The organism is Ensifer sp. 4252, from assembly GCF_050434565.1.
GTDB lineage: Bacteria > Pseudomonadota > Alphaproteobacteria > Rhizobiales > Rhizobiaceae > Ensifer.
The window spans coordinates 218,948-240,981 of record NZ_JBNDIU010000008.1 but is presented as its reverse complement, the minus strand read 5'-3'; the positions used below and the strand labels follow the sequence as shown (position 1 = coordinate 240,981).

Genomic DNA, 22,034 nt, shown 5'->3' with positions numbered 1-22,034 from the left:
GGCGCGGGGTGGAGCAGCCCGGTAGCTCGTCAGGCTCATAACCTGAAGGCCGCAGGTTCAAATCCTGCCCCCGCAACCAAATCAAAAAAGCCCGCCAGGTGAAAACCGGCGGGCTTTTTGGCGTTCTGCGACAAAGAACAGCAAACGCAGCTAACCGCCAATGAAATCAGAGACTTAGTTCCGCAGGTGCAAATCGGGTTGGCTGACACCTGCAACCTCCGCCGCATGATGTCGTCGGTTCCGCAGGTAATGCGAGGTCATCTTCCGCGGCAGCCCACGAAAAGCGTATCCGATCACTCGCGGCTCATAGACATGCGGCTTGCCTGACGGACCGGTATCTACAGTTATATGAAAGATACTACCGTCGGTTTATGCAAAATTCGGATTTCTAAGCGTAAGTCGGTCGGGGAGGGCTACGGATTTAAAAACGCATTTTGACGACGACCGGATTTCGATCCGCAATGCTGACGATATCGATCGCAAATTGTATAGCTCGCTGATTAAGCATCTTCGCACCTACAAATTCTGGCAGCCCTCAGAGGAAGAAGCCCTATCTTTATGGGACCATCAGCAGGCAGCGGTCGCGTTGCTGGCAGCTTACCTGTGCAGCAACCGATCCTTACCTGTCAGCGAGATCGAAAACGAGGCCGCGCTCGTGAAGATGGCGACGGGGGCGGGAAAGTCTGCCGTCATCACTGTTCTGTGCCGATGCTTCCCGCGGGTGAAGCGTGTTCTTGTTGTCACACCGCGCGTTGCCCTGACTGACCAGATCTATCAATACATCCGGAGCAAATTCTGGATCACGATGGGCTTCGACACAGGCGATCCGAAATCGCTGTTCGTTGACGAGGATGGCGCAGTTGCCGGAGCAAAAGTCGATGCCGCCTATGTGGAGCGATTGCTCCCAAGTTCCGTTGACGGCATCAACAACGCTCTGGGCGAGCAGGATCGCGCCGTCTGCGACCATTCCTAGCCCCACATGCTGGACAGCGGCGCTGCGGCCAGCTTGTCGCCGAACGGCACCACATCAGTGCTGTCATAGAGGACGACGCCGAAGGCGAAACGATCGCCGCAGGCTTCTGCAAGTGCGCGGAGCCCTCCGAAATCGCCGGCCTTGACCGTGGCGCTGGCCTTGACCTCGATGCCAGCGATCATCCCATCGTCGCGTTCCAGTACGATGTCCACCTCGCGCATGTCCCGATCCCGGAAATGACATGGCGTCAACCGCAGGTTCGACGCCGTCATTAGCTTCAGAACTTCGGAAAACACGAAGCTCTCCGGCAGCGCGCCGAATGCTCCGCGATCCGCCTTCACTCTGTCGAAGGTGAGCCCGCGCACACTGGCCAGCAGACCTGAATCGAGGAAATGCAGCTTGGGCGTCTTGACGATACGCTTCAGCGTATTGGTGAACCAAGGCTGTACCGTTGCGACCAGGAACACCTGTTCGAGCAGGCCGACATAACGCTGCCCAGTCTTGTGACTGACGTTGATGCTGCCGCCGAACTGCGAATAGTTGACCAATTGGCTTGTATGTTCGGCCAATAGCCGCACGAACTTCGGCAACTCGGTCAGCTTCTCCACATCGGCAATGTCCCGGAGATCTCGCGTCAGGATAGAAGTCAGATAGGACCGTGCCCAATCTTGTCGTCGTCGTTCGCTGTTGCGGCTGATCGCTTCGGGGAATCCCCCGAGCAGAACGAGTTGGACGAAGTCGTCTCCGATGATAGAGCTCCGCGGGCTCTTTAGCTTCCCGTCGAAAAGGTGCTCCAGAAAGGACGGCGTCCGGCCTTCGATCTCAGCCCTTGCCAGCGGCAGCATTCGGATGGTCTCCATTCGCCCGGCCAAGCTGTCCGCAATCCGCGGTAAAGTCAGCACGTTTGCTGACCCGGTAAGTAGAAACCTGCCCGGACGATAGTCCTCATCGACTGTCTTCTTGATCGCCAGCAGCAGGTCTGGCGCACGCTGAATCTCGTCGATGATGGCTCTATCCAGACCCCGAATGAAGCCGGCAGGATCGGATTGGGCGGCTTCGAGAACCGTCTGATCGTCGAGGGTGATATAGGTTCGGCCGGCTTCTCCCATCTTTCGGACAAGTGTAGTCTTGCCGGCCCGGCGCGGTCCTACGATGAGGACGACCGGAGTATCCAAAAGGGCTTCCTCCGCCCTCTGCTCTACAAACCTTTCGAACATGCTTTCCTCGAATCTCGGACGATTGGAACTATCGGCCTCGGCTGATTGGAAGTCAACGGGCCGCTAATTGGAACTTGCAAGTTCGCAATCTGGGAAGAAGGATCCCTTCCGGCCGGCGGTTAGCTGCCGACGCACCGCTCTGCAGCGGAGAGACCCGCAACGCCCCCTCAGAATTCGGGTGTAAGTGAGTTTGCCGTGACGGTTTATGGCTCGAGTAGAGGTTTCTGGCACCTGCCGCAGAGACCACGATGTCCAAATACGATCGCAACGCTTACTCAGCGTCCACTTGGTCAATCTCGGTAGGCCCAATCGGTGATTTCAGCGACCTGCTCGAAGAACCTGCCGACGCCGCCGGCGGTTGGATCAGCCCGCTGGAGCCATTCCTCCGCCCATGCGATCCACTCTTCAACGCTGCGACCATCGATTTCGGCGGTGGGCGTGACGTTCATTGATCGCAGCGCTGCCAGGAAATCGCGCACGGCGGCGAGTTCGTGCCAGTCCTGCGCTAACTCCCGGAAGCGTTGCCAGCGGTTAGCATCGCGCTTGCGACGCCGCTGTTCATAGCGGCGCTGATCGGCAAGTTGGCGCTCGCGCTCCGCCGCCTCTCGATCCTTGCGCTGTTGAACGAGCAATGGTTCGGCTGCAACGAAGGTGGCCAGTATGTCCGGCAGCATGCCCTCCATCGGCTGTTTTTCGGATTCAAGCCATTGACGAGGAAGACCACTCGGCCACTGCCAGGTTTTGATCTCGAAAACGAGCCATCCTGTCGGCACCAGTTCCTTTTTCCAGCCGTTGTCGCTGGGTGATCTGAATTGCTTTTCGTTGTCGGTCAGAGCCCGACGTTCCTGCTTTTGCTTCTCACGAACCTGGACGCCTCGCTCTCCCTGCTTAACCTTTCCGCCGCGGCGCTCAATCGCCTTGAACAACACATCCAGAATGCGGTGTTTACGGTGGTCCGTTTCGGAGAAATCGCCAGGGTCATAAAGATTGCGCCTCCATGGATCGCGCTCACTTCGGGCTCGACGCTTTTTCTGTTCGTGCTCCGTGAGCCATGAGGCGATGACTGCGTGGGGCCTCAGAAGGCGTTCAGGCACCGCAAGAGCGGATTCACTCGCACGGGCTTTCTCCGCCTGTTGCTTGACCTCCGGCGGCAGCTCGATTGGAGGAGGCGGCAACGGTGTCGGTCGAATGGTGATGGAGTGTGCACTGCCCGATTTCGGCAATGGGGTCTGTTGTGGTGCCCTGCCCACGGCATGTTTCGCCAGTATCCGCGAGGCGGATACGGGATATCTTCCCTATCGCAGATCTTGGCGAGGCCGTTGCAGCTGATCCCATAATCCATGGCCAAACGCGACATCGGCGTTGTCCACACCGCGTTGTAGAGTTCCTCTCGCGTCATCCTCGTCGGTTGTGTCGGACGTGGCTTTAGCGCGACCTGCACCGTATCTTCAGCAGGGGACGCAAGAACTTGCTGTGTCTCGCCGGAAATGGAAACCGCAGCTGGGCCTGCTTTAACATGCTTCAGTTTGCGCTTAACGCTCGTCTACTCTGTAACCAGCACCAGCGGCTCGACACATCCAGATGGTGCTGGCGGCAAAGGCGGCTGCTCGACAGGCTTTCCGAACTCCTTCCGCATCCAATGCCCGGACGATGGCGTTGGAATATCGGCGCGTCGCAGCAATGTGCTGAGATTGCCCGTGGTGGTCCCGAGCTCGACAACCAGGTGCGACATCGGCTTCGACCAGACGCGGTGATAGAGCTCTTGGCGGGTGAAGCGGTGTTTCATGGCAAATGAGCAAAAGCGCGGTCGTGGGTTATCGAGAGAAAGATCTAATTGGCATTATGTAGAACAAAAAAGGAACATAAGGCAACCTAAGCAGTGGTGAAATTCACTATTCGACCCTGCGCTATTCGAACTTTTTTACCGCGATACCGCCGTTTCTACGCGATTTCAGATGACACTATATCACACCCGTTATGCTGCCAACTTTGGTATTTCTCGCTCAACCAATCGCAGGAATCGTTGGTTGCGAGCCCCCGCAACCAGACAAGCAAAAATGCCGCTCCAAAAGGGCGGCTTTTTTGTTTGCCTCGTAACGGGTCGAGGAGGTGATCGCCTCGTCAGCGGCCCGCAACGAGGCAAAAGCCGACGCAGTGGGACAGAAAACCACAAATCCTGCCCCCGCAACCAAAGCAAACAAAAAGCCCGCCAGGTGAAAACCCGCGGGCTTTTTGTCGTTCTGCGACAAAGAACAGCAAACGCAGCTAACCGCCAAGCGCGCCTGAAACAAACTTCAGAAAAACGCCGACCTTCAAAGGCAAATGAACGCGCGAGCCGTAAACCGCATGACGTTGACCCGCGGGAGGTGGCGCGTCTTCGCGTTAACTTGCCGTCGCCCGACGCCTCCTCTACGCGCGGGGTATTCGTTTGGGCACCGCGCGTCACCGTCCTGCTTCCTTGACCACGTGCCTTCCCTTACAATCCCTTCCGGACAAAGAGGAGTTCCGCCATGAGCGAAGAGGCCTTCAACATGTCGATCCGCAAGTTCCTGAAGGAAGTCGGCATCACCTCGCAGCGCAAGATCGAGGAGACGGTGCGCGAAGGGCAGACCGGCGGCAAGAAGCTGAAGGTCCGCATGACGCTGACGGGGGAAGGCACCGACCTCAACCACGTGGTGGATGGCGAGATCGAACTTCCATAAGCCCCAGCGAAGCGATCGGCGACCCGCCCGACAGCACAAGTCCCGCCGGGATGCCTCCAAGTGCATCTGCCTCCGCTTCAGCACGGGGATAAGTTCGTCGCAAGACAGAAGTTGGTCACCCGCTCCGTGCGAACAATCCGACGCCACGCCGAGGACGTCTCGATCGGCTCAGGCTCTAAGATGGCAAGTTCACGTATCCTCCCGCAAAGTGATCCAGGCTGGCGCATGGTCGCTTGCTCCATCCAGGCCCCGCACATATCTATCAATGCCGGCGCCGCTGAGCCGTCGCCTCAGTTTCGTGCTCAAAAGGACGTGGTCGAGACGCAGACCGGCGTCGCGCTGCCATCGGTTCCGGCGATAGTCCCAGAACGTATAGATTGCCCCCTCTGGATGGACTTTGCGGATTGCGTCAAGCCAGCCCTGATCGAGAAGCTGTCGGTACGCGGCGCGGCTCTCGGGCTGGAGCAGGGCGTTGTCATCGTAAGACCGGGTGGGATAAATGTCCCGCGGTTCGGGAACCACGTTGTAGTCCCCGGCAAGCACGACCGGCACGTCGGTCGCCAGCAGTTCCGCGGCATGTAGCGCCAGCCGGTCGTGCCAGGCAAGCTTGTAGTCGAATTTCGGACCGGGCTGTGGATTGCCGTTGGGTGCATAGAGTGACGCGACCAGAATGCCGTTCACCGCCGCCTCGATGTACCGGCTCTGCATGTCGGCCGGATCGCCAGGCAATTCAGCGCGGGTCAGGATCGGTTCGCTGTCGCGTGCGAGGATGGCGACGCCATTCCAGGCCGCTTGTCCGCGCCAGACCGCGCCGTAGCCCGCGGCCTCGATTGCCGCCCTTGGGAATTGTCCGTTCGTTGCCTTGAGCTCCTGCAGGCAGACAACATCAGGCTTGGCCGCATTCAGCCAGGTGACCAGATTTTCGAGCCTCCGGTTGATGCCGTTGATGTTGAAGGTCGCGATCTTCATGCGGTTGGCATATTCAGCGCCCCAGCCTGCCGGCCCATGCCGCGACCACCTCGGCCATCGTCTTCAGGTGATCGGCGGCCGAGAAGCCGGAAATGCTCTTGCGGGGTTTGAGGTCATGATCGCCATCCTCAAGCCAGAGCAGTTCGATCGCTTTCGAGAGTGCATAGCCGGGAACCTCCTCTCGCGTGCCGAATTCGTCGCGCGTTCCCTGGCAGATTAATGTCGGCGTCGTGAGCCCAGCGAGGTGTTTCGTGCGAAGCTGCTCCGGCTTGCCCGGCGGATGAAACGGATATCCGAGGCAAAGAAGTCCAATGATCTTCCCGGTCGTATGGAGATCGCTGGCAACCATGCTGGCGACCCTTCCGCCCATCGACTTGCCGCCGATGATAAGCGGAGTTTTTGCATCCAACTCTGCGACGACCGCCTTGTATTCCGGGTTGAGCGTCTCGGCACGGGGCGGAGGCTTGCGGCCCTCGGCCGTGCGGCGGGCCGCCATATAGCCAAACTCAAAACGGGCGACGCGAAAGCCAGCTGCTGCGAGAGCCTCGGCGGTCGCGGTCATCGATGCGGAATCCATCGGCGCCCCGGCGCCATGTGCAAGAAGAATGGTGACGCGGGCACCGTCCGGTCCATCGATCAGGAATTTTTCGCCCATTTCAACCAGCCGTTTTCGGAATGAGCTGCAGATCGACGAACTGTATGCCGCGTGCCGCAGCCCGCGCCCATTCGGAATCAGTGTCCAGTTCGAGATAGCGTGTCCACCAGCGCCGCGCGTCGCCGAGATTGCCGGTATCAAATTCGAGTTTTGCCAAATTGTAGATGGCATCGGCGTAGTCGCCGTCAGTTTCGACAGCCTTGCGCAGGTGCCTGCGAGCAGCGTCGATATGTCCTCGTTCGCTCATGAGGCCGGCGAGGTTGAACCAGGCCTCGACGAAGCTTAAGTCGAGCTTGATCGCCCGCGCATAGTCATGCGCGGCGTCGGCCATTCTGCCGGCTGCCTTCAGGCAGTTCGCGCGATTGAACGCAGCCACGGAATCGGTGGGATCGATGGCAAGGCAGCGTTGATAGAGTGCGACCGCCTCATCGTAGAGACCTTCGTCCTCGGCGGCTTCCGCCCGTGAGAACAGGTCTTCGAGTTCGGCGTCGTCGCGCGTTCCCAGATCGAACAGCAACTGGCCATCGAGCTCGCTCAAGCCTTCGGCACCGCGTGCATAGATCGCATCCATGCCCTCGTGATGGAGCGACAGTGCTGTGAGCGAGGCCACCGACGTGGAGCGGTATACTGACCTTGCGATCGCACTCCAGGTAGCGCCGCTGGCGATCAGGCCCGCGTACTTCCTTGCGAGGATGAGATCACGGAAGGAATAGGGCTCTGCGTCGTGTTCGAAGGCATCGAACAGGGAAAGAAGGTCAAACGCCCGCGGAGAAAGCCGGGACTGGTCCAACAGTGCCTGTCGTGTCAGCGTAGATCTTTCCGGCGATGTCACCAAACCGAGCAGCCTAAGAAAACCGTTCTCGCTGAGGATACACCTGCCGTGGCCTGCCTCCGCGCCGAACCGGGTTTCGATCTCGGTTTCTCCTGCCTTTGCAAGCAAACCTCTGCCAAAGACCAGATGCGAGGTTGCGCGCGTAACACCGCGCCGCAGATGTCCGCCTTGCCGCTCGACTTCCCGCGCCGCCAGCCGTCTCGGAAATGCGGCCAGTGCGCCCACGATGCCGAATGTCTGGCCAGGAACCGCCATCAGAACTTCTGCTTGGCAGCAGGTTTGGCCGTTGCGGAAGCAACCTTCGCCGCCGGCTTTGCCGCTGGCTCCGACTTGGTTTTGCTTTTTGCCGGCGGCTTCGATTGCGAAAGGCTCGCCTTGAGCGCATCCATGAGGTTGATGACATTGCCGCGTTCGGGAGCTTCTGCAATGATCGGCTTGTGACCCTTGAGCTTCTCGCGGATCATCTGCATCAGCGCTACCTCGTAGCGATCCTCGTAGTTCTTGGGATCGAATGTGGTCAGCTTCTGCTGGATGAGCGCCTCGGCGAGTTGAAGCATTTCGGGCTCGGGCTTTCCGACCGGGATATTGCCGAAGTATTCGGCCGTGCCGCGCACCTCGCTGGGATTCCTCAGCGTGCAAACGAACATGCCGGTCTCGCGCGCGCCAATGGTGATCACCCGCTCGCGGCTGGACAGGACCAGACGCGCGATCGCCACCTTGCCGGATTTTCGCAGCGCCTCACGCAGCACGACGAACGTCTCTTCGGCCATCGCCCCATCTGGCGCCAGATAATAGGGAGCATCCTGGTAGATGACGTCGACCGACCGTTCGTCAACGAAGGCCTCGATGTTCATGGTGTGGTTGGATTCAATTCTGACGCTGTCGAGATCGGAGTCCTCGATGATGATGTATTTCTTGTCCTCGTACTCGTAGCCCTTCACCAGATCGGACCGTTCGACCAGGCCCAGTTCCGGGTCGACCGGCTTCATGTTGATCCGGTTGTGCGTATCCTTGTGGAGCTGATTGAAGCTGATGCGCTCGCTCGAACTGGTGGCGGGATAGAGCCGGACCGGGCAGCTCACGAGACTGAGTTTGAGGTAACCTTTCCAACTTGCCCTGGGCGCCATGATCATCTCCTGCGCGGCAACACGATTACTTTTTAGCCTGAGACAACAAGGGCAGATCCCTGGCAAATTCATCGATATCGGCCCAGGGATCGCCGGATGTGGCCAAGAGGCCTGGCAAAGAAGAATAGTTCAAATCCTCTGGAGCGTCGATAGTTTCAAGATCGGTCCAGCTTACGGGGGTCGATGCTGGCAGATTGGTGCGTGCCCGAAGCGAATAGGGAGCCGCCGCCGTGTGCCCGCGTGCGTTGCGATGGAAGTCGATGAAAATTTGCCGTATGCGATTGTCCTTGCCCATTGTGGTGGTGAACGTCTGTGGAGCAGTCGCTGCGAGGCGCGCGGCGATGGCGCTGGTCGCCGGATGCAGCTTTCTCCAGACAAGTGTTGGTTTGACCGGCACGACCACGTGAATACCCTTGCCACCTGATGTCTTGACGAACGGAACAAGACCAAGCGCCTCGAGTTCACCGCGGATATGAACGGCGGCCTCGACCACCTCCCGCCAGCCGATGCCCTCGCCGGGATCCAGATCGAAGACGATGCGGTCCGGCTTTTCCAACTGCTTTCGCGTGGTTCCCCAGGTGTGGAATTCGACGACGCCGAATTGCGCCAGCGCCAGAAACCCCTTTGCGTCTTCGACGGCGAGGTAGGACTTCGTCTCGCCTTCCGAATTGGTGGATTGAAAGGTCTCCACCGAGGCCGGCATGCCGGTGAAGGCGTGACGCTGGAAGAAGCAGTCCTCCGGCCTGCCCGTCGGGCAGCGGACGAACGAGACCGGACGGCCGAGAATATGCGGCAGCATGAAATCGCCGACCATGGCGTAATACACGGCGATGTCTAGTTTGGTCGGGCCGGATTTGCCGAACAACCGGCGTGTGGGATTGGTGATCGAGATGCCCGCAAGATCGGCATCCGAGATCAACCGCTTTCGTTGCGTGGAAATCGGCGTCGAGAGTTCGACCTCGCGGAGCCCCTTGAATACGGCATGACGGAGCGCGTTGTCGGCGGTCCGGTTGGCGTAATGGATATGCGTTGACAGCACCGGCCGGACCCAGATGATTTCCCGTGGCGCGCCGTCGAGCTTGGCCGCACCGGCACGGAGCGGTTCCAGCCGGGCGAGCAACTGCTTGAGCATGTCCGCGTCAAAACCCGTTCCAACCTTGCCGCGATACTGCAGCTCACCTCCTACCCATTCGCCGAGCGCCAGCGCGGCAAGGCCTTCCGCAGCCTCCGAGGTCGTGTATCCAACGATTACGAAGTCATCAGCTCTCAGCGCCTTGATCTTGGTCCAGGTTTTCGACCGGCCGCTCCGGTAGGGAGCGGAGGCTCGCTTCGACACGATGCCCTCAAGGCCCATTTCCGAGGCCTGCGCGTAGAGCGCGCGCCCATCGCCAACGACATGATCGCTGAGCTGAATGGCGGCGTGGCTGGACACTTGCCCCTTAAGCAGTTGCGCCAGCAGCGCCTTCCGTTTTTCGAGCGGAACGTTGAGAAGATTCCAGCCGTCGAGATGGAGAAGATCGAATGCATAGAAGACGAGCTTGCTGCCCGCACCTTGAGCGAGCGCGGCCTGCAATAATGCGAACCGGCTGATCCCCTTGCCGTCCAGCACGACGATTTCCCCGTCGATGATGGTATCGCGGCTGGGCAATCGCCGAAACGCCTCCGGCAGGTCACCATAGCGCCTCGTCCAGTCGAGACCACCGCGAGTAATCAGGCGCACTTCACCGGCGGACACGTGGGCCATCGTCCTATAACCGTCGAACTTGATCTCGTGCAGCCAAACCTCGTGTTGCTCGACATTGCCAGGTGGATGAGGCGCTTGCGTCGCAAGCTGCGGTTCGATGCGGATGGGTGCGGCGCCTTTGACCGCGCCCGAAAGCGCGCTGGGGTTGAGCTTGACCGGCTTGGGCGGCCTTTTCGGCTTTTCCACCAGTTCTTCGATCCGGCGGCCGGATTTGACGCTTTCGGGACGCGCGGTGACAATTTCCACGGTCGCGTCGGCGGCGAGGTCGCGTTCCTTGAATAGAAGCCAGTTGTGCTGACCATCCTCTCCGGGCTTAGGCTTCAATCGTGCCAGCATCCAGCCGCCGTTGAGCTTTTCGCCGGCAAGGCGAAACTTGAAGGAGCCTGTCCTCAGAGCCTTTTCGACATCGTCCATCGGCGCCCAGACGCCTGTGTCCCAGACGATCATCGGGCCGCCGCCATATTCACCCTGGGGAATGACGCCTTCGAAGTCGATATATTCCAGCGGATGGTCCTCGGTCTCCACCGCAAGCCGCTTGTCCGCCGGATTGAGCGACGGCCCCTTCGGAACAGCCCAACTCTTCAGCACGCCACCGATCTCCAGCCTCAAATCGTAGTGATCTGCGGTCGCACGATGCTTGTGCACAACAAAACGGTTACCGTCGCCGGCAAGACCTCCAACGGGTTCCTGCGTCTTCGAAAAGTCCCGCTTCTTGCGATAGGCCGTCAGCTTCGATGTCGCCATCGCTCTACGCTATGGCTTGTCCGGCAAAGCTGCAATATCGAGTGACGGTGGTAGCCACACCGCGATGACCGCGGCTGCAATCCCGAGGCTGCCCGCGGCGAGCCACCGATGGCGAGCCATGCCCGTCGCGGCGAGGGCAGCCGCCGCGAAGCCCAGCGCCGCGACGAAGCGCGGCGCTGCAGACGGAAAGACCAGGAACAGGAGTCCGACGGTGCCCAGCGCACCGATCGCTGCGCCAACCAGGTCGAAGGCATAGACACGCGCGGGCGCAGTGAGCGAACGCCAAAAAAAGAACGCGCCTGCTTGAAACAAGCAGGCGCGTGGCGAAACGTCCACTGCGGATGGACCGAGGGGGCTGGGAAGTCTCAGCTCCGCGGCTTCAAGTTCTCCGGATCGTAGAGCGGCTTGTAGCCGACGCTGGCGACTTCGATCGGATAGGTCTCGGCGAAGTACTCGACATTCAGCTTTCGGCCGACCTGGCAATGAGACCACGGCAGGTAGGCAAGCGCGATGTTCTTGCCGATCGTCGGCCCAAAGGCGATGGAGGTGGTGTAGGAGCGGCGGCCGAGTTCGTCGATCAGCACCTCGCCGGTTTCCGGATCCATGACCGGCAGGCTGCCAACCGGGTAGCGCTTCACGCCGTTTCTGTCGGTATTGTCCGTGAGGACGAGCGTGCAGAGCATCGCGGGCTGGTGCTCGCGCGCCTTGTACTCTAGGTGCTTGGCCCTACCGCGGAAATCCACATCCTTGACCTTCGGACGGGCAAGGTCGGCCTCAATCAGGTTGTACTGGGTGAGAAGGTCGGCGTTTTGCAGACGCAGGCTCTTTTCCATGCGGCGCGAGTTTGCATAGGTCTCGACGCCGAAAGCCATGACGCCGGTTGAGCGCAGCGCGTCCCAGACGGCAAGGCCGTCCTCGTACTTCATGTGCAGTTCCCAGCCCTGCTCGCCGACATAGGAAATTCGGAAGGCGGTGACTGTATTGCCGGCGATCTCGATCGGTTTGATCGCGGCGAAGGGGAAGTTCTCGAGATCGAGGCCTGCCGGATCGGCAACCACCTTTTTCAGCGTCTCTCGGGCATTCGGCCCCCATATGCCGACGGTGATGAACTTCTCCGAAACGTCGGTGATGGTGACGTCAAGGCCGCGGTCTTCGGCGACACGGCGCATGTACTGGAAGTCGCGCGGTCCGGCATCGGCGCCGTTGACGAGACGGCAGCGGTCGGCCATGCGGAAGACGGTGAAGTCGGCGCGCACCATGCCCTCGTCATCGAGGAAGTGGGTGTAGACACCTTTGCCGATATTGCCGTCGCCGCCGATCTTGGCGGCGCAAAGCCATTCGAGAAGCTCGACGTGGTCAGGGCCTTCGATGTCGACCATATGGAAGTGCGAGAGATTGACGATGCCGCAATCCTCGCTCATCGCCAGATGTTCGGCGTTGGAAACCCGCCAGAAATGGCGGCTGTCCCACTCGTTCTCGCGCACCGGAACGCGGTCGCCGTATTTTTCCAGAAGGTGCTCGTTGGCAGCATAGCCATGGGCGCGCTCCCAGCCTCCGAGTTCCATGAAGTAGCCGCCGAGCTCCTTCTCGCGCTCGTAGAAGGGCGAGCGCTTGACATTGCGGCCGCTGGCATAGGGCTCGCGCGTGTGCACGGCTGGATAATAGATTTTCTGCGCTGCCTCGAAGCAACGGCCCTCGATGAACTTTTCCTCAAGCTGGTGCGGATAGAAGCGTGAATAGTCGATCGAGGCGTGGTCAATCTCCGTGCGCCCGTCCGTCATCCAGTCGGCGATCAGCTTGCCGTAGCCGGGGCCGTCCTTCACCCAGATGGCGACGCAGTACCAGAGGCCGCGCACCTTCTGGCTCTCGCCGCAGGAGGGGCCACCGGCGGCAGAAACCTGCAGCAGACCGTTGAAGGAATGGCCTTCATTGTAGCCGAGCTCGCCAAGGATCGGCGTCAGTTCCATGGCGCGCTCGAGCGGCTCGATGATCTGCTCCATATCGAGGTCGCGCTGTGAGGGCGACAGACGCGCCTCGTGCTTTTCCAGAATGTTGCGCGGATGGCAGAGGCGCGGGTTGGTGGTCTCGTAATAGCCCCACTCGATCTGGCCGCCTTCGGTGGTCTTCGGATCCCCGGTGTCGCGCATATAGGCGGAGTTGCCTTGGTCGCGGAGCAGCGGGAAGCCGATTTCCTTGCCGGTGCCTTCGAACTCGTTATACGGACCGAAGAAGGTGAGCGGATGGTCGACCGGCATGACCGGCAGATCCTCGCCGACCATTTCGGCGATCAGGCGGCCCCAGATGCCGGCGCAGACGACGACATGGTCGGCCATGATCGTGCCGCGATGGGTGACGACGCCCTTGATGCGGCCGTTCTCGACAATGAGCGACGTTGCCGGCGTGTTGCCGAAGATCTGGAGCTTGCCGGATTTCTCGGCTGCATCGACCAGCTTGCCGGCAACCGTCTGCGAGCGCGGGATGACGAGGCCGGCGTCCGGGTCGAACATGCCGCCCATCACCTGATCTTCCTCGATCAGCGGGAACATCTTCTTGATTTCCGCCGGCGAGACATAGTGGGCGCGGGTGCCGAAGGCCTTGGCCGAGGAAAGCTTGCGCTTGATCTCTTCCATCCAGACGTCGTCGCCAGTGCGTACGACTTCCAGGCCGCCGATGCGGGCGTAGTGACCCATCTTCTCGAAGAAATCGATCGAATACTGCGTCGTCCAGACCGAGAGATAGTCGTGGCTGGTCGTGTAGCAGAAGTCCGACGCGTGCGCCGTCGAGCCGATATCGGTCGGGATGCCGGATTTGTCGATGCCGACGATGTCGTCCCAGCCGCGCTCGATCAGGTGATGCGCGATCGAGGCACCAACGATGCCACCCAGCCCGATGATTACGACCTTCGCCTTTTGCGGAAACTCTGCCATTGATTGCGACCCTGATTGAAACTGAAGCCGGATTTTAGGATTTGCGGCACTGCGACTAGAGCCTGTCTACGACATAATTATCGTGCTGCACGACCAGAGCCTGCACTCTGCGAACAGGATTTCTCCATCACCGCGAAGCGGGCGACAAGGGCCGATCGTCTCAAAGCTTCCTTTTCCCACATCGGCGCGCAAGGAAGCGCGTCACAAGCCCGAAGGATCTCATGGCGGGACTTATCGGCTTGGCAATCGGTGCAATCATTATCAGCGCGGCACAGGAGGCAGAAAGAAAACGCCAGAGCGAACAATATGGCGGCGATGATCGAGACGCGCGCTGCCTCGCCCGCTACCACACATATGATCCGCGCAGTGGCACTTTCGTCGGACGCGATGGCCGCCGATACGAATGCCGCTAAAACAAGCAAGCGTGACGGCCTTCAAAGGCCGTCACGTCATTGGGGAAGGATTTGCCGGAGGTGTAAGCTTAGGCGACTGCCATCATCGATTGGAACGCCTCGTATGCGGCCAGAACCGTCTCCCGTTGAGCGTCATGGCCGGCAACGAAAGCGTCGCCGTAGATGGTCTCGTCGGGATATTCGGTGATCAGCGTCAGCGGCGCCTTGTGGCGATCGTCGACGGAGATCATGCAGGGGAAGCCGTTGATGATGCGGAATCCGGTTTCGCCAGCATGGGTTTCGTAAAGTGCGATCTGCTGGTCGTTGTATGCGAGCAGACCAGGCACAGTGGCGAGACGAGCTGTCACCGCTTCGATCAGCTGTTCGGCGCGCGTCTCCCAATCGGCGTGGTGGCGCATGATCAGGAAAAAGCCCTTCGGCAGCGTCCACATGGCAAAGCCGCGCGGGACATAGCCTGACAGCGGCCGCGTCCACTCGTGCGAGGGGTAACCGTGCAGGTTGACATGGAGCTCGGCGCCCGACAGTGCCTCGGCCTCGTTGCGGATCGCCCGCTCATTGAGGGCGGCACCGGCGCGGTATTCGAGATCGTCGCCAAGTGCTGTGTAGCGGGCGGCGTGATGCATGTGCAGCGGGTTGTCGGCGCGTAACCGCTGGTGAACGGCATAACCGTCTGGGTTTTCGAGCGGCGATATCGTGAAGTGCGTGCCGGGGAGAGTGGCCAGGGTCTGAGCCGCCCGCAATGCGCCGACGATGCCGGTGGTCTCGTTGGGGTGCTGGCCGCCGCTGATCATCACGGCAGCATCGGTGCCCTTGTGGTAGCGCGCCTTGACCGGCCGACGGGCGCGCGATTGCGCCTGGAAGGACTGGCCCTCGATCTTCTCCAGCTCGGCATGGACCTGGGCAACGGCGAGCGGCGCATGCGCCGTATCGAGAGGCTGGATCTCGCCATCGGCGTCCGCTGTGGCGAGCGGTCGCGTTTCGACCATGACGGTTGGCTTGCCGTCGGCAAAGACGATTTCTGGGACGATCTGGCCAGGTTTCAGGCCACGGTCGCCGAGCGGGCGGCCCGACTTCTTCTGGAAGACTTCGAGCAGCGAGAAGTAGAAATCCTCATGCAGCGCCTCGCGCAGACTGACGACCTCTTCGCCGACCGGCAATCGTAGATCGTTGATCGGCAACGTCGCGCGGATGTTGAGCTCGTCGAAATAGGGTTCGCTGTCGCCCCAGCCATGCTCGGCAATCGCACGCATGGCGCCTGTAAACAGCCGCTCATAGTCGGTTTCGAGATGGCATTCCCGCCGCTTGCTGCTTGTGTCGTCGAGGCGGACCCATCCGGTTGGAGACAGCAGCGTTTCGCCGATAAAATCAATGTGCTGGCGGTTGGGTGCAAACACCGCATGCCTTTCCGTGCGTCCGTCGGCAAAGGTCAGCGCGACGTCGTAGGTCAGCGCCGTATCGCTGCCGCCGACAAAGGTGATCTTGGCGTCGCCGACGAGTGCTGCCAGCGGATAGGCCTCGAGCAGGAAGCGGTTTGCCGGGCAGTTGTCCGGCTGCGGATAACGGACGTCGACGCGCTTGAGGGCCTTGAGGTCGATCTCTTCGAGAAAGAAGTGCAGCAGCGGCTTGTAGGCGCTCCTAAGCTTTGCCTCGACGCCGAAGGCGCCAAGCTTCTGCTCGGCCTCCCTGCGGCTTTCACGATCATCGAAGAGCCATGCCTCCAGCCGGGTGCCGCGGGCAGCCTCCTTGCCGTAGGTTGCGAGCATGGTGTCGAGCGTGCGCTCGAACGTCCCTTCGAAAATTGTGGTCATCGTGAAGTTCTGCCTGTTGGGTCGAGACTGTCGCGCAGCCAGTCGCCGAGAAGGTTGAGACCAAGGACGGTGAGAAGGATTGCAAGGCCCGGGAAGACGCTGACCCACCAGGCGTTCTGCAGGTAGGTGCGGCCATCGGCAAGCATGCCGCCCCAGCTCGGGATCAGCGGGTCGACGCCAAGGCCGAGGAAGGTCAGGCTGCTCTCGAGCAGGATGTTGTTGGCGACGTTGAGCGTCATCAGCACGATGACCGGGCCGATCAGGTTCGGCAGCAGATGCTGGAACAGGATCTTATAGTCGCGCACGCCAATGGCACGGGCCGACTGGATGAACTCCCGTTCGCGTAGCGACAGCACCGAGCCACGCACGAGGCGGGCATACTGCACCCACTGCGACACGATGAGCAGGATGATGGTGTTGGTCAGCCCGCCGCCGACGATGGCGATGAACGTAATGGCAAGCAGGATGAACGGCAGCGCCAATTGCACGTCGGCAAAGCGCATGACCACCATGTCCCAGAAGCCGCGGTAGTAGCCGGAGACGAGACCCATTACCACGCCGACGACGACGGCGCCGGCAACCGACGTGAAGCCGACCAGCAGCGAAATCTTGCCGCCGGCAACAACGCGCGCGAGCACATCGCGGCCGAGCGGGTCGGTGCCGAGCGGGTGCGCCCAGTTGACGAAGGGTGCTGTCAGCCGCGCCATCAGATCGATCTTGTCGGCGCCGCCGGGGAAGAGCACGCCAGACAGGAGAACGGCGAGGCACATGCCGCCGGCAAGCAGCGCGCCGAGGATGAATTCGAGGTTGCGGAAGCGGGCGAAACGGCTGTTTTCGGCCTTGGTGGTCATCGGCTCACTCCGTCCGGATGCGCGGGTCGACCAGGCCATAGGCGATATCGACGATGAGGTTGACGCCGACGATCATCAGCGAGAGCACGGTGATGACGGCCTGCAGCACGGGATAGTCGCGGGCGCCGACGGCGTCGAAGGCAAGCGTGCCCATGCCCGGCCAGTTGAACACGCGCTCGACGACGACGATGCCGCCGAGCAGACCGCCGAACTGGAGGCCGAAATAGGTGATGAGCGGGATGGCGCAGTTACGAAGCGCATGCTTGTAGAGCACCTTGCTTTCGCTGAGGCCCTTGGCGCGGGCGACCATGATGTATTGCGACTGCAGCGTTTCGAGCATTGCGGTGCGAACCAGGCGCACGTTGGTCGCCGTCAGGATGATGCCCATGGTGACAGCCGGCATGATGAAGCTTGCAAACCCGTCCATGCCGCTCGGTGGCAGCCATTTGAGGGTGATTGAAAACAGCAGCACCAGCATGATCGCCAGCCAGAAATTCGGAAAGGAAAGACCGACGAGCGAGAGGATGCGGATCGCCTGATCGGCCCATTTTCCGCGGGCGACGGCGGCCTTGATGCCGAGCGGGATCGAAATGATGATCGAAACGATCAGTGATGCGAAGGCCAGCATCATCGTTGCGGGCAGGGCGGCGGCAATCAGTTGCGACACCGGGGTGCCACCCATGAACGAGCGGCCGAAATCCAATGTGAAGAGGCCTTTGATGAAGGCAAAATACTGCGTCATGAAGGGCTGGTTGAGGCCGAGCGCCTCGCGGATGCGCGAGAGGTCTTCCTCGGTGACGCTGCCCGCACCTTGGGCGAGCATCAGTGCCGGGTCGCCCGTCAGGCGGATGGCAAAGGAGACGGTGAGCGTTACGACGAAAACGACGAACACCGCCTGCAGAACACGTTTGATCAAAAATCCGGCCAACTTACCCGCCCTTCATGAAGACGATCCGCCGCTCGCCAAAGCGAGCGGCGGATCTGATTGTTACTCTACCGTGACGTCCGTCAGCCGCAGGCGGCTGTCGGGAACGGGCGTGAAGTTCTTGACGCGCTTGCTCACGCCGTAGATGGCGTTGAGGTTGTAGAGCGGCATTTCCAGCGCACGGTCGGCGGCGTAGTTGGCGATCTGCTTGAGGATTTCCTCGCGCTTGGGCTGATCGGTGATCGAGCGCTGGGATTCCAGCAGCTTGTCGAGATCGGCGTCAGCGTCGTAGGGGTTCCACTTTTCGCCCGAGTGATACATCGAGTAGGCCGTGTTGTCGTAGTCGAGTGTCCAGCCGCCCCAGGCCTGCTGAAACATCGCGCCGGTCTTGCCGGCGGGGATGATGTCGTTCAGGAGAACGTTGGTCTCATACGGCTTGATCGTCGCGTTGATGCCGACGAGTTGCAGGTAGCTGGCGACAGCCTGCACCACTTCGTTGAACGTTGCGTCGTTGCCGCGCACGTCGATCTGGACGGAAGCGCCCGGAGCCACGCCTGCTTCCTTCAGAAGCGCCTTTGCTTGCTCGGGATCATAGGGCAGCGGCTTCATGGTCGGGTCGAAGCCGAACGACAGTTCGCCCTGGAAGCTGGCGATCGGTGCGGCCTGGCCGCCGAGGATCGACTGGATGATGGTGTCGCGGTCGACGCCGAGGATCAGCGCCTTGCGGACCTTCGGATCCTTGGTGATGCCGTCGCGGGTGTTGAAGCGCAGCGCATAGACGGTCGGGCCGGGGGTCGAGACGAGTTCGAGCTTGTCGTCACCCTCGATCGTCGGGATCATGCCGATCGGAATGGTCGGCGGGATGACGAGGTCGACGCGGCCGGCCTGCAGTTCGGCAACGGCGGTTGCCGGCTCGGCGATGAAGCGGAAGTCGAGGTTGGAGAGCTTCGGCGCGCCACCCCAATGATCGGCGAAGGCTTCGAGCTTGATCGCCACCTTCGGCTCATAGGAGACGAACTTGAAAGGGCCGGTACCAACAGGATGGGTGTTGAAGTAGTCCTCACCCTTTTCCTGGATGTATTTCGGCGGCACGATCATTGCGCCATAGCCTGCGAGCTTGGTCAACAGGACCGGATCCGGGGTCTTCAGGTGGAGATCGACGGTCTTCTCGTCGACGATCTCGACACGCTCGATCACGGCATAGTTGGACTTCTGCGGGCCCTTGGAACCTTCCTCGCCGAGCAGGCGGTCAAAGGTGTACTTCACCGCTTCGGCGTTGAAGGGCTCGCCATTGTGGAACTTGACGCCTTCGCGCAGCGTGAAGCGCAGGCGCTTGCCGCCGTCGAGCTCTTCCCAGGCAGTCGCGAGGCCGGGAACCAGCTTGCGGTCAGGGCCGCGATAGGTCAGGCCGTCGAAAATGTTGGTGGAGACAGACGCCCAGTTGACGAGGAAGGTGTCAACCGGATCCCAGCTACCCGGATCCTGCGGCGACGAAACCGTCAATGTGCCGGCGGCAAAGGCCGGCGCCGCCGTCAGAAGGCTGCCAGTCAGCGCAAGCGCGATGAAGGCGGCGTGGATCCCCTTTTTGTTGATCATTTTTTACTCACTCCTGTTTCGACTGCCTTCCCCCGACGGAGAAAGCGGCTTTACGCGTCCAGGGCCACGAAATGGCCTGGCGCGATCTCCTTGCGCGGAAGCACCGCGGGTTCCTCTCCGACGCGCCGGATCGGGCTCGGGATCTCGCCTTCGATCATCCCTCGGTCGCGCCCCTTGCCCGGATCAGCGACCGGAACGGCGGAAAGAAGCCGGCGGGTATAGGGATGGGTCGGGGTTTCGAACACCTGGCGGCGGCTGCCGAACTCCATAACCTGGCCGAGATAGAGCACGGCGACACGGTGGCTCATGCGCTCGACCACGGCCATGTCATGGCTGATGAAGAGATAGGCGAGACCTTCCTGCTCCTGCAGTTCCATGAACAGATTGATGATCTGGGCCTGGATCGACACGTCGAGCGCCGACAGCGCTTCGTCGGCGATGATCAGCTTGGGCCGGGAGGCAAGCGCACGGGCAATGCAGACGCGCTGACGCTGGCCGCCGGAAAACTCATGCGGATAACGCTGGGCATGGGCGGATGTCAGCCCCACCCGTTCGAGCAGTTCGTCGACACGCTTTGCAATCGCCTTTTCGCCAAGGATCAGCCCATGGGTACGGATCGGTTCGGCAATCGAGAAGCCGACAGTCTTGCGCGGGTCGAGCGAGGCGAAGGGATCCTGGAAGATGTACTGGATTTCCTGCTTCAGCCGCTGACGCTCGGCAAAGCTCATGGAAGAAACCGGACGTCCGCCGAAGAGGATCTCGCCCGAGGTCGCGTTCTGAAGCTGCTGGATCGTGCGGCCGATCGTCGACTTGCCGGAACCGCTCTCGCCGACAAGCGCCAGGGTCTCGCCCGGGAAGATGTCGAAGCTGACATTTTCGATCGCGTGAACGCGATGCGTGGTCTTGCCGAAAAGGTTCTTCTTGACGTCGAAACGGGTGACCAGATTGCGCACGGATAGGATCGGCGCGGTGTCGTAGCGGGCAGTCCGCTGGATGTGCTCTTCGCCCACCAACGTCGGCGCACCGTCGATCATCATCGTCAGCGGCATGCGCTTGGGGAAGTCTTCGCCGGTCATGCTGCCGAGCTTCGGCACGGCCGAAAGAAGCGTCTGCGTATAGGGGTGTTTCGGGTTGGCGAAGATCTCGGCGACCGGGCCTTCCTCAACCTTGCGGCCCTTCCACATGACGACGACATCGTCGGCCATCTCGGCAACGACGCCCATGTCATGGGTGATGAAGATCACCGCCATGCCGAGCTCCTTCTGGAGGTCGCGGATGATGGTGAGGATCTGGGCCTGGATGGTCACGTCGAGCGCCGTCGTCGGCTCGTCGGCGATCAGAAGCTTGGGGCGACAGGCAAGCGCCATGGCGATCATCACGCGCTGGCGCATGCCGCCGGAAAGCTGGTGCGGATAACGGCTGACGAGTTCGGCGGAATCAGGCAATCGCACCATGTCGAGCAGCCGGCATGTTTCGGCGAGCGCTTGCGCCTTCGTCATCTTCTCATGCAGCATCAGCACTTCGGCAATCTGGTCGCCGATCGTGAATACCGGGTTGAGCGAGGTCATCGGCTCCTGGAAGATCATGGCGATCTCCTTGCCGCGAATGCTGCGCATCGCCTTCTGCGGTTCGACTGTCAGGTTCACCGCGCCGTTCTTGCCCTGGAACAGGATCTTTCCGGTCGGGAATTTTCCGCCCATCATGTCGGCGAGCCGCATGATCGAAAGGGACGTCACCGATTTGCCGGAGCCCGATTCGCCGACGATTGCGAGCGTCCGTCCCGCCGTGACCGAAAAACTCAGGTCTTCGACGACGGCATTGCCGTTGAAGGCGACGGACAGGTTTTCAACCGCCAGCAGCGGAGGTGTCGTATCAGCAGTCACGCGATCTTCCTTGTCACAATGTGGTCGCGGCGCGCGCGGACTGTTCATAGGCCCCCGACATGAAGCGCAGCACGGCGGCGATTTCCGACAGCGTCTCCTCGGAAGGGCGGGCATTGGCCGTCGACGTCACGAGCAGGCGCTCGCGGATCTGCGCATAACGGGTGCAGGCCTCTGCCCCCTTATCGGTGATCTGGATGGTCTTTTCCTTGCCTTCCTTGCCTGTCGTGACAAGGCCGGCCGCCTCGAGCTTGCGGATGGCATAGGTCGCGACATGGGTGTCTTCGATGTCGAGCACGAGGCAGATGTCGGCAAGCTTCTTGCCGCGATCCCTGTGGCGGATCGTATGCAGGATCAGGATTTCTGTGGACGAAAGGCCGGGCACGCCGGCGGCCGCCATGCAGCGCACCATCCAGCGATGAAACGCGTGCGAGGCGAGAATCAGGCCGTACTCGACTTCGGACAGCCCGGGGGATCCGCCTTCGGCAAGATGTGCGGAGGAGACGATCGGCCCGATGGCAGCCACTGGCTTCATATGGCCGGGCAGAGCGTCTTGCGCCCATTCCCTGCCGTCAAAGCTCTCCTCAGACTTCTTCGTCATTCAGCACTTCCTCATCTTGACGATTTTATGTCATCATTTTATCGACATTTTGTCAACGAACTGCTTTGAT

Annotated in this window: 18 protein-coding genes and 1 tRNA gene; 4 read left to right on the top strand and 15 right to left on the bottom strand. The window is 60.9% G+C overall.

Going from position 1 to position 22,034, the window contains the following annotated elements; translation table 11 throughout:
• The first annotated feature begins 2 nt into the window (after nucleotides 1-2).
• Together ABIE33_RS17840 and ABIE33_RS17835 are read left to right on the top strand one after the other, a co-directional pair.
• Nucleotides 3-79 (top strand) — tRNA-Met (locus ABIE33_RS17840).
• 405 nt (nucleotides 80-484) lie between these two features.
• Nucleotides 485-973, top strand: a complete 489-nt coding sequence (locus ABIE33_RS17835) for a DEAD/DEAH box helicase family protein (RefSeq protein WP_429127460.1) — start codon at nucleotides 485-487, stop codon at nucleotides 971-973.
• On the opposite strand, the gene ABIE33_RS17830 is transcribed toward ABIE33_RS17835, so the two are convergent.
• Complete coding sequence (locus ABIE33_RS17830; RefSeq protein WP_429127457.1) at nucleotides 970-2,190, bottom strand: ATP-binding protein; 1,221 nt, start codon at nucleotides 2,188-2,190, stop codon at nucleotides 970-972. The genes ABIE33_RS17835 and ABIE33_RS17830 overlap by 4 nt on opposite strands.
• 290 nt (nucleotides 2,191-2,480) lie before the next feature.
• A complete protein-coding gene (locus tag ABIE33_RS17825; protein ID WP_429127454.1) occupies nucleotides 2,481-3,440 on the bottom strand; it encodes a hypothetical protein in 960 nt (319 codons plus the stop codon).
• Nucleotides 3,441-4,700: 1,260 nt separating this feature from the next.
• Here ABIE33_RS17825 and ABIE33_RS17820 point away from each other — a divergent pair.
• On the top strand, nucleotides 4,701-4,892 hold the full coding sequence (locus ABIE33_RS17820) for a DUF6494 family protein (RefSeq protein ID WP_429127451.1): 192 nt from the start codon (nucleotides 4,701-4,703) through the stop codon (nucleotides 4,890-4,892).
• A gap of 189 nt (nucleotides 4,893-5,081) precedes the next feature.
• On the opposite strand, the gene ABIE33_RS17815 is transcribed toward ABIE33_RS17820, so the two are convergent.
• Genes ABIE33_RS17815 through ABIE33_RS17785 form a run of 7 tightly spaced genes read right to left on the bottom strand, consistent with a single transcriptional unit; the run spans nucleotide 5,082 to nucleotide 13,890 of the window.
• Complete coding sequence (locus tag ABIE33_RS17815; protein WP_429127448.1) at nucleotides 5,082-5,861, bottom strand: exodeoxyribonuclease III; 780 nt, start codon at nucleotides 5,859-5,861, stop codon at nucleotides 5,082-5,084.
• 13 nt (nucleotides 5,862-5,874) lie between these two features.
• Nucleotides 5,875-6,516, bottom strand: coding sequence for an alpha/beta hydrolase family protein (locus ABIE33_RS17810; protein ID WP_429127445.1), 642 nt, complete (start codon nucleotides 6,514-6,516; stop codon nucleotides 5,875-5,877).
• A 1-nt stretch (nucleotide 6,517) separates the two neighbouring features.
• Nucleotides 6,518-7,603 (bottom strand): tetratricopeptide repeat protein, encoded by a 1,086-nt coding sequence (locus ABIE33_RS17805; protein WP_429127443.1) that lies wholly within the window; start codon nucleotides 7,601-7,603, stop codon nucleotides 6,518-6,520.
• On the bottom strand, nucleotides 7,603-8,475 hold the full coding sequence (locus ABIE33_RS17800) for a Ku protein (protein WP_429127441.1): 873 nt from the start codon (nucleotides 8,473-8,475) through the stop codon (nucleotides 7,603-7,605). Before ABIE33_RS17800 ends, ABIE33_RS17805 begins: the two co-directional genes overlap by 1 nt.
• 25 nt (nucleotides 8,476-8,500) lie before the next feature.
• On the bottom strand, nucleotides 8,501-10,963 hold the full coding sequence (ligD, locus tag ABIE33_RS17795) for a DNA ligase D (protein ID WP_429127438.1): 2,463 nt from the start codon (nucleotides 10,961-10,963) through the stop codon (nucleotides 8,501-8,503).
• 9 nt (nucleotides 10,964-10,972) lie between these two features.
• Entirely contained in the window at nucleotides 10,973-11,275 is a 303-nt protein-coding gene (locus ABIE33_RS17790) for a hypothetical protein (protein ID WP_429127435.1), read from the bottom strand.
• A 53-nt stretch (nucleotides 11,276-11,328) separates the two neighbouring features.
• The gene (locus ABIE33_RS17785) at nucleotides 11,329-13,890 is read right to left on the bottom strand and encodes a GcvT family protein (RefSeq protein ID WP_429127433.1); all 2,562 of its coding nucleotides are present in this window, start codon (nucleotides 13,888-13,890) and stop codon (nucleotides 11,329-11,331) included.
• 221 nt (nucleotides 13,891-14,111) lie between these two features.
• On the opposite strand from ABIE33_RS17785, the gene ABIE33_RS17780 reads away from it, so the two are divergent.
• The gene (locus ABIE33_RS17780; protein WP_429127430.1) at nucleotides 14,112-14,303 is read left to right on the top strand and encodes a BA14K family protein; all 192 of its coding nucleotides are present in this window, start codon (nucleotides 14,112-14,114) and stop codon (nucleotides 14,301-14,303) included.
• 68 nt (nucleotides 14,304-14,371) lie between these two features.
• Here ABIE33_RS17780 and ABIE33_RS17775 read toward each other — a convergent pair whose 3' ends face one another.
• From ABIE33_RS17775 to ABIE33_RS17750, 6 genes are read right to left on the bottom strand one after another with little or no spacing between them, the layout of a single operon-like run.
• Entirely contained in the window at nucleotides 14,372-16,111 is a 1,740-nt protein-coding gene (locus ABIE33_RS17775; RefSeq protein WP_429127427.1) for a M14 family metallopeptidase, read from the bottom strand.
• On the bottom strand, nucleotides 16,108-16,962 hold the full coding sequence (locus tag ABIE33_RS17770) for an ABC transporter permease (protein WP_429127424.1): 855 nt from the start codon (nucleotides 16,960-16,962) through the stop codon (nucleotides 16,108-16,110). The genes ABIE33_RS17775 and ABIE33_RS17770 overlap by 4 nt, the downstream gene beginning before the upstream one ends.
• A 4-nt stretch (nucleotides 16,963-16,966) precedes the next feature.
• Nucleotides 16,967-17,890, bottom strand: a complete 924-nt coding sequence (locus tag ABIE33_RS17765; RefSeq protein ID WP_429127421.1) for an ABC transporter permease — start codon at nucleotides 17,888-17,890, stop codon at nucleotides 16,967-16,969.
• A 60-nt stretch (nucleotides 17,891-17,950) separates the two neighbouring features.
• Nucleotides 17,951-19,483 (bottom strand): ABC transporter substrate-binding protein, encoded by a 1,533-nt coding sequence (locus ABIE33_RS17760; protein ID WP_429127418.1) that lies wholly within the window; start codon nucleotides 19,481-19,483, stop codon nucleotides 17,951-17,953.
• Between the two features lie 50 nt (nucleotides 19,484-19,533).
• Complete coding sequence (locus tag ABIE33_RS17755) at nucleotides 19,534-21,366, bottom strand: dipeptide ABC transporter ATP-binding protein (RefSeq protein ID WP_429127415.1); 1,833 nt, start codon at nucleotides 21,364-21,366, stop codon at nucleotides 19,534-19,536.
• Between the two features lie 13 nt (nucleotides 21,367-21,379).
• Entirely contained in the window at nucleotides 21,380-21,964 is a 585-nt protein-coding gene (locus ABIE33_RS17750; protein WP_176353696.1) for a winged helix DNA-binding protein, read from the bottom strand.
• Nucleotides 21,965-22,034 lie beyond the last annotated feature (70 nt).

Excerpts from the sequence above, each read along its gene's own strand:
- ABIE33_RS17830 (WP_429127457.1), bottom strand. The coding sequence starts at position 2,190 with ATGTTCGAAAGGTTTGTAGAGCAGAGGGCGGAGGAAGCCCTTTTGGAT.
- ABIE33_RS17820 (WP_429127451.1), top strand. The coding sequence starts at position 4,701 with ATGAGCGAAGAGGCCTTCAACATGTCGATCCGCAAGTTCCTGAAGGAA.
- ABIE33_RS17815 (WP_429127448.1), bottom strand. The coding sequence starts at position 5,861 with ATGAAGATCGCGACCTTCAACATCAACGGCATCAACCGGAGGCTCGAA.
- ABIE33_RS17810 (WP_429127445.1), bottom strand. The coding sequence starts at position 6,516 with ATGGGCGAAAAATTCCTGATCGATGGACCGGACGGTGCCCGCGTCACC.
- ABIE33_RS17805 (WP_429127443.1), bottom strand. The coding sequence starts at position 7,603 with ATGGCGGTTCCTGGCCAGACATTCGGCATCGTGGGCGCACTGGCCGCA.
- ABIE33_RS17800 (WP_429127441.1), bottom strand. The coding sequence starts at position 8,475 with ATGGCGCCCAGGGCAAGTTGGAAAGGTTACCTCAAACTCAGTCTCGTG.
- ligD (WP_429127438.1), bottom strand. The coding sequence starts at position 10,963 with ATGGCGACATCGAAGCTGACGGCCTATCGCAAGAAGCGGGACTTTTCG.
- ABIE33_RS17785 (WP_429127433.1), bottom strand. The coding sequence starts at position 13,890 with ATGGCAGAGTTTCCGCAAAAGGCGAAGGTCGTAATCATCGGGCTGGGT.
- ABIE33_RS17780 (WP_429127430.1), top strand. The coding sequence starts at position 14,112 with ATGGCGGGACTTATCGGCTTGGCAATCGGTGCAATCATTATCAGCGCG.
- ABIE33_RS17775 (WP_429127427.1), bottom strand. The coding sequence starts at position 16,111 with ATGACCACAATTTTCGAAGGGACGTTCGAGCGCACGCTCGACACCATG.
- ABIE33_RS17770 (WP_429127424.1), bottom strand. The coding sequence starts at position 16,962 with ATGACCACCAAGGCCGAAAACAGCCGTTTCGCCCGCTTCCGCAACCTC.
- ABIE33_RS17760 (WP_429127418.1), bottom strand. The coding sequence starts at position 19,483 with ATGATCAACAAAAAGGGGATCCACGCCGCCTTCATCGCGCTTGCGCTG.
- ABIE33_RS17750 (WP_176353696.1), bottom strand. The coding sequence starts at position 21,964 with ATGACGAAGAAGTCTGAGGAGAGCTTTGACGGCAGGGAATGGGCGCAA.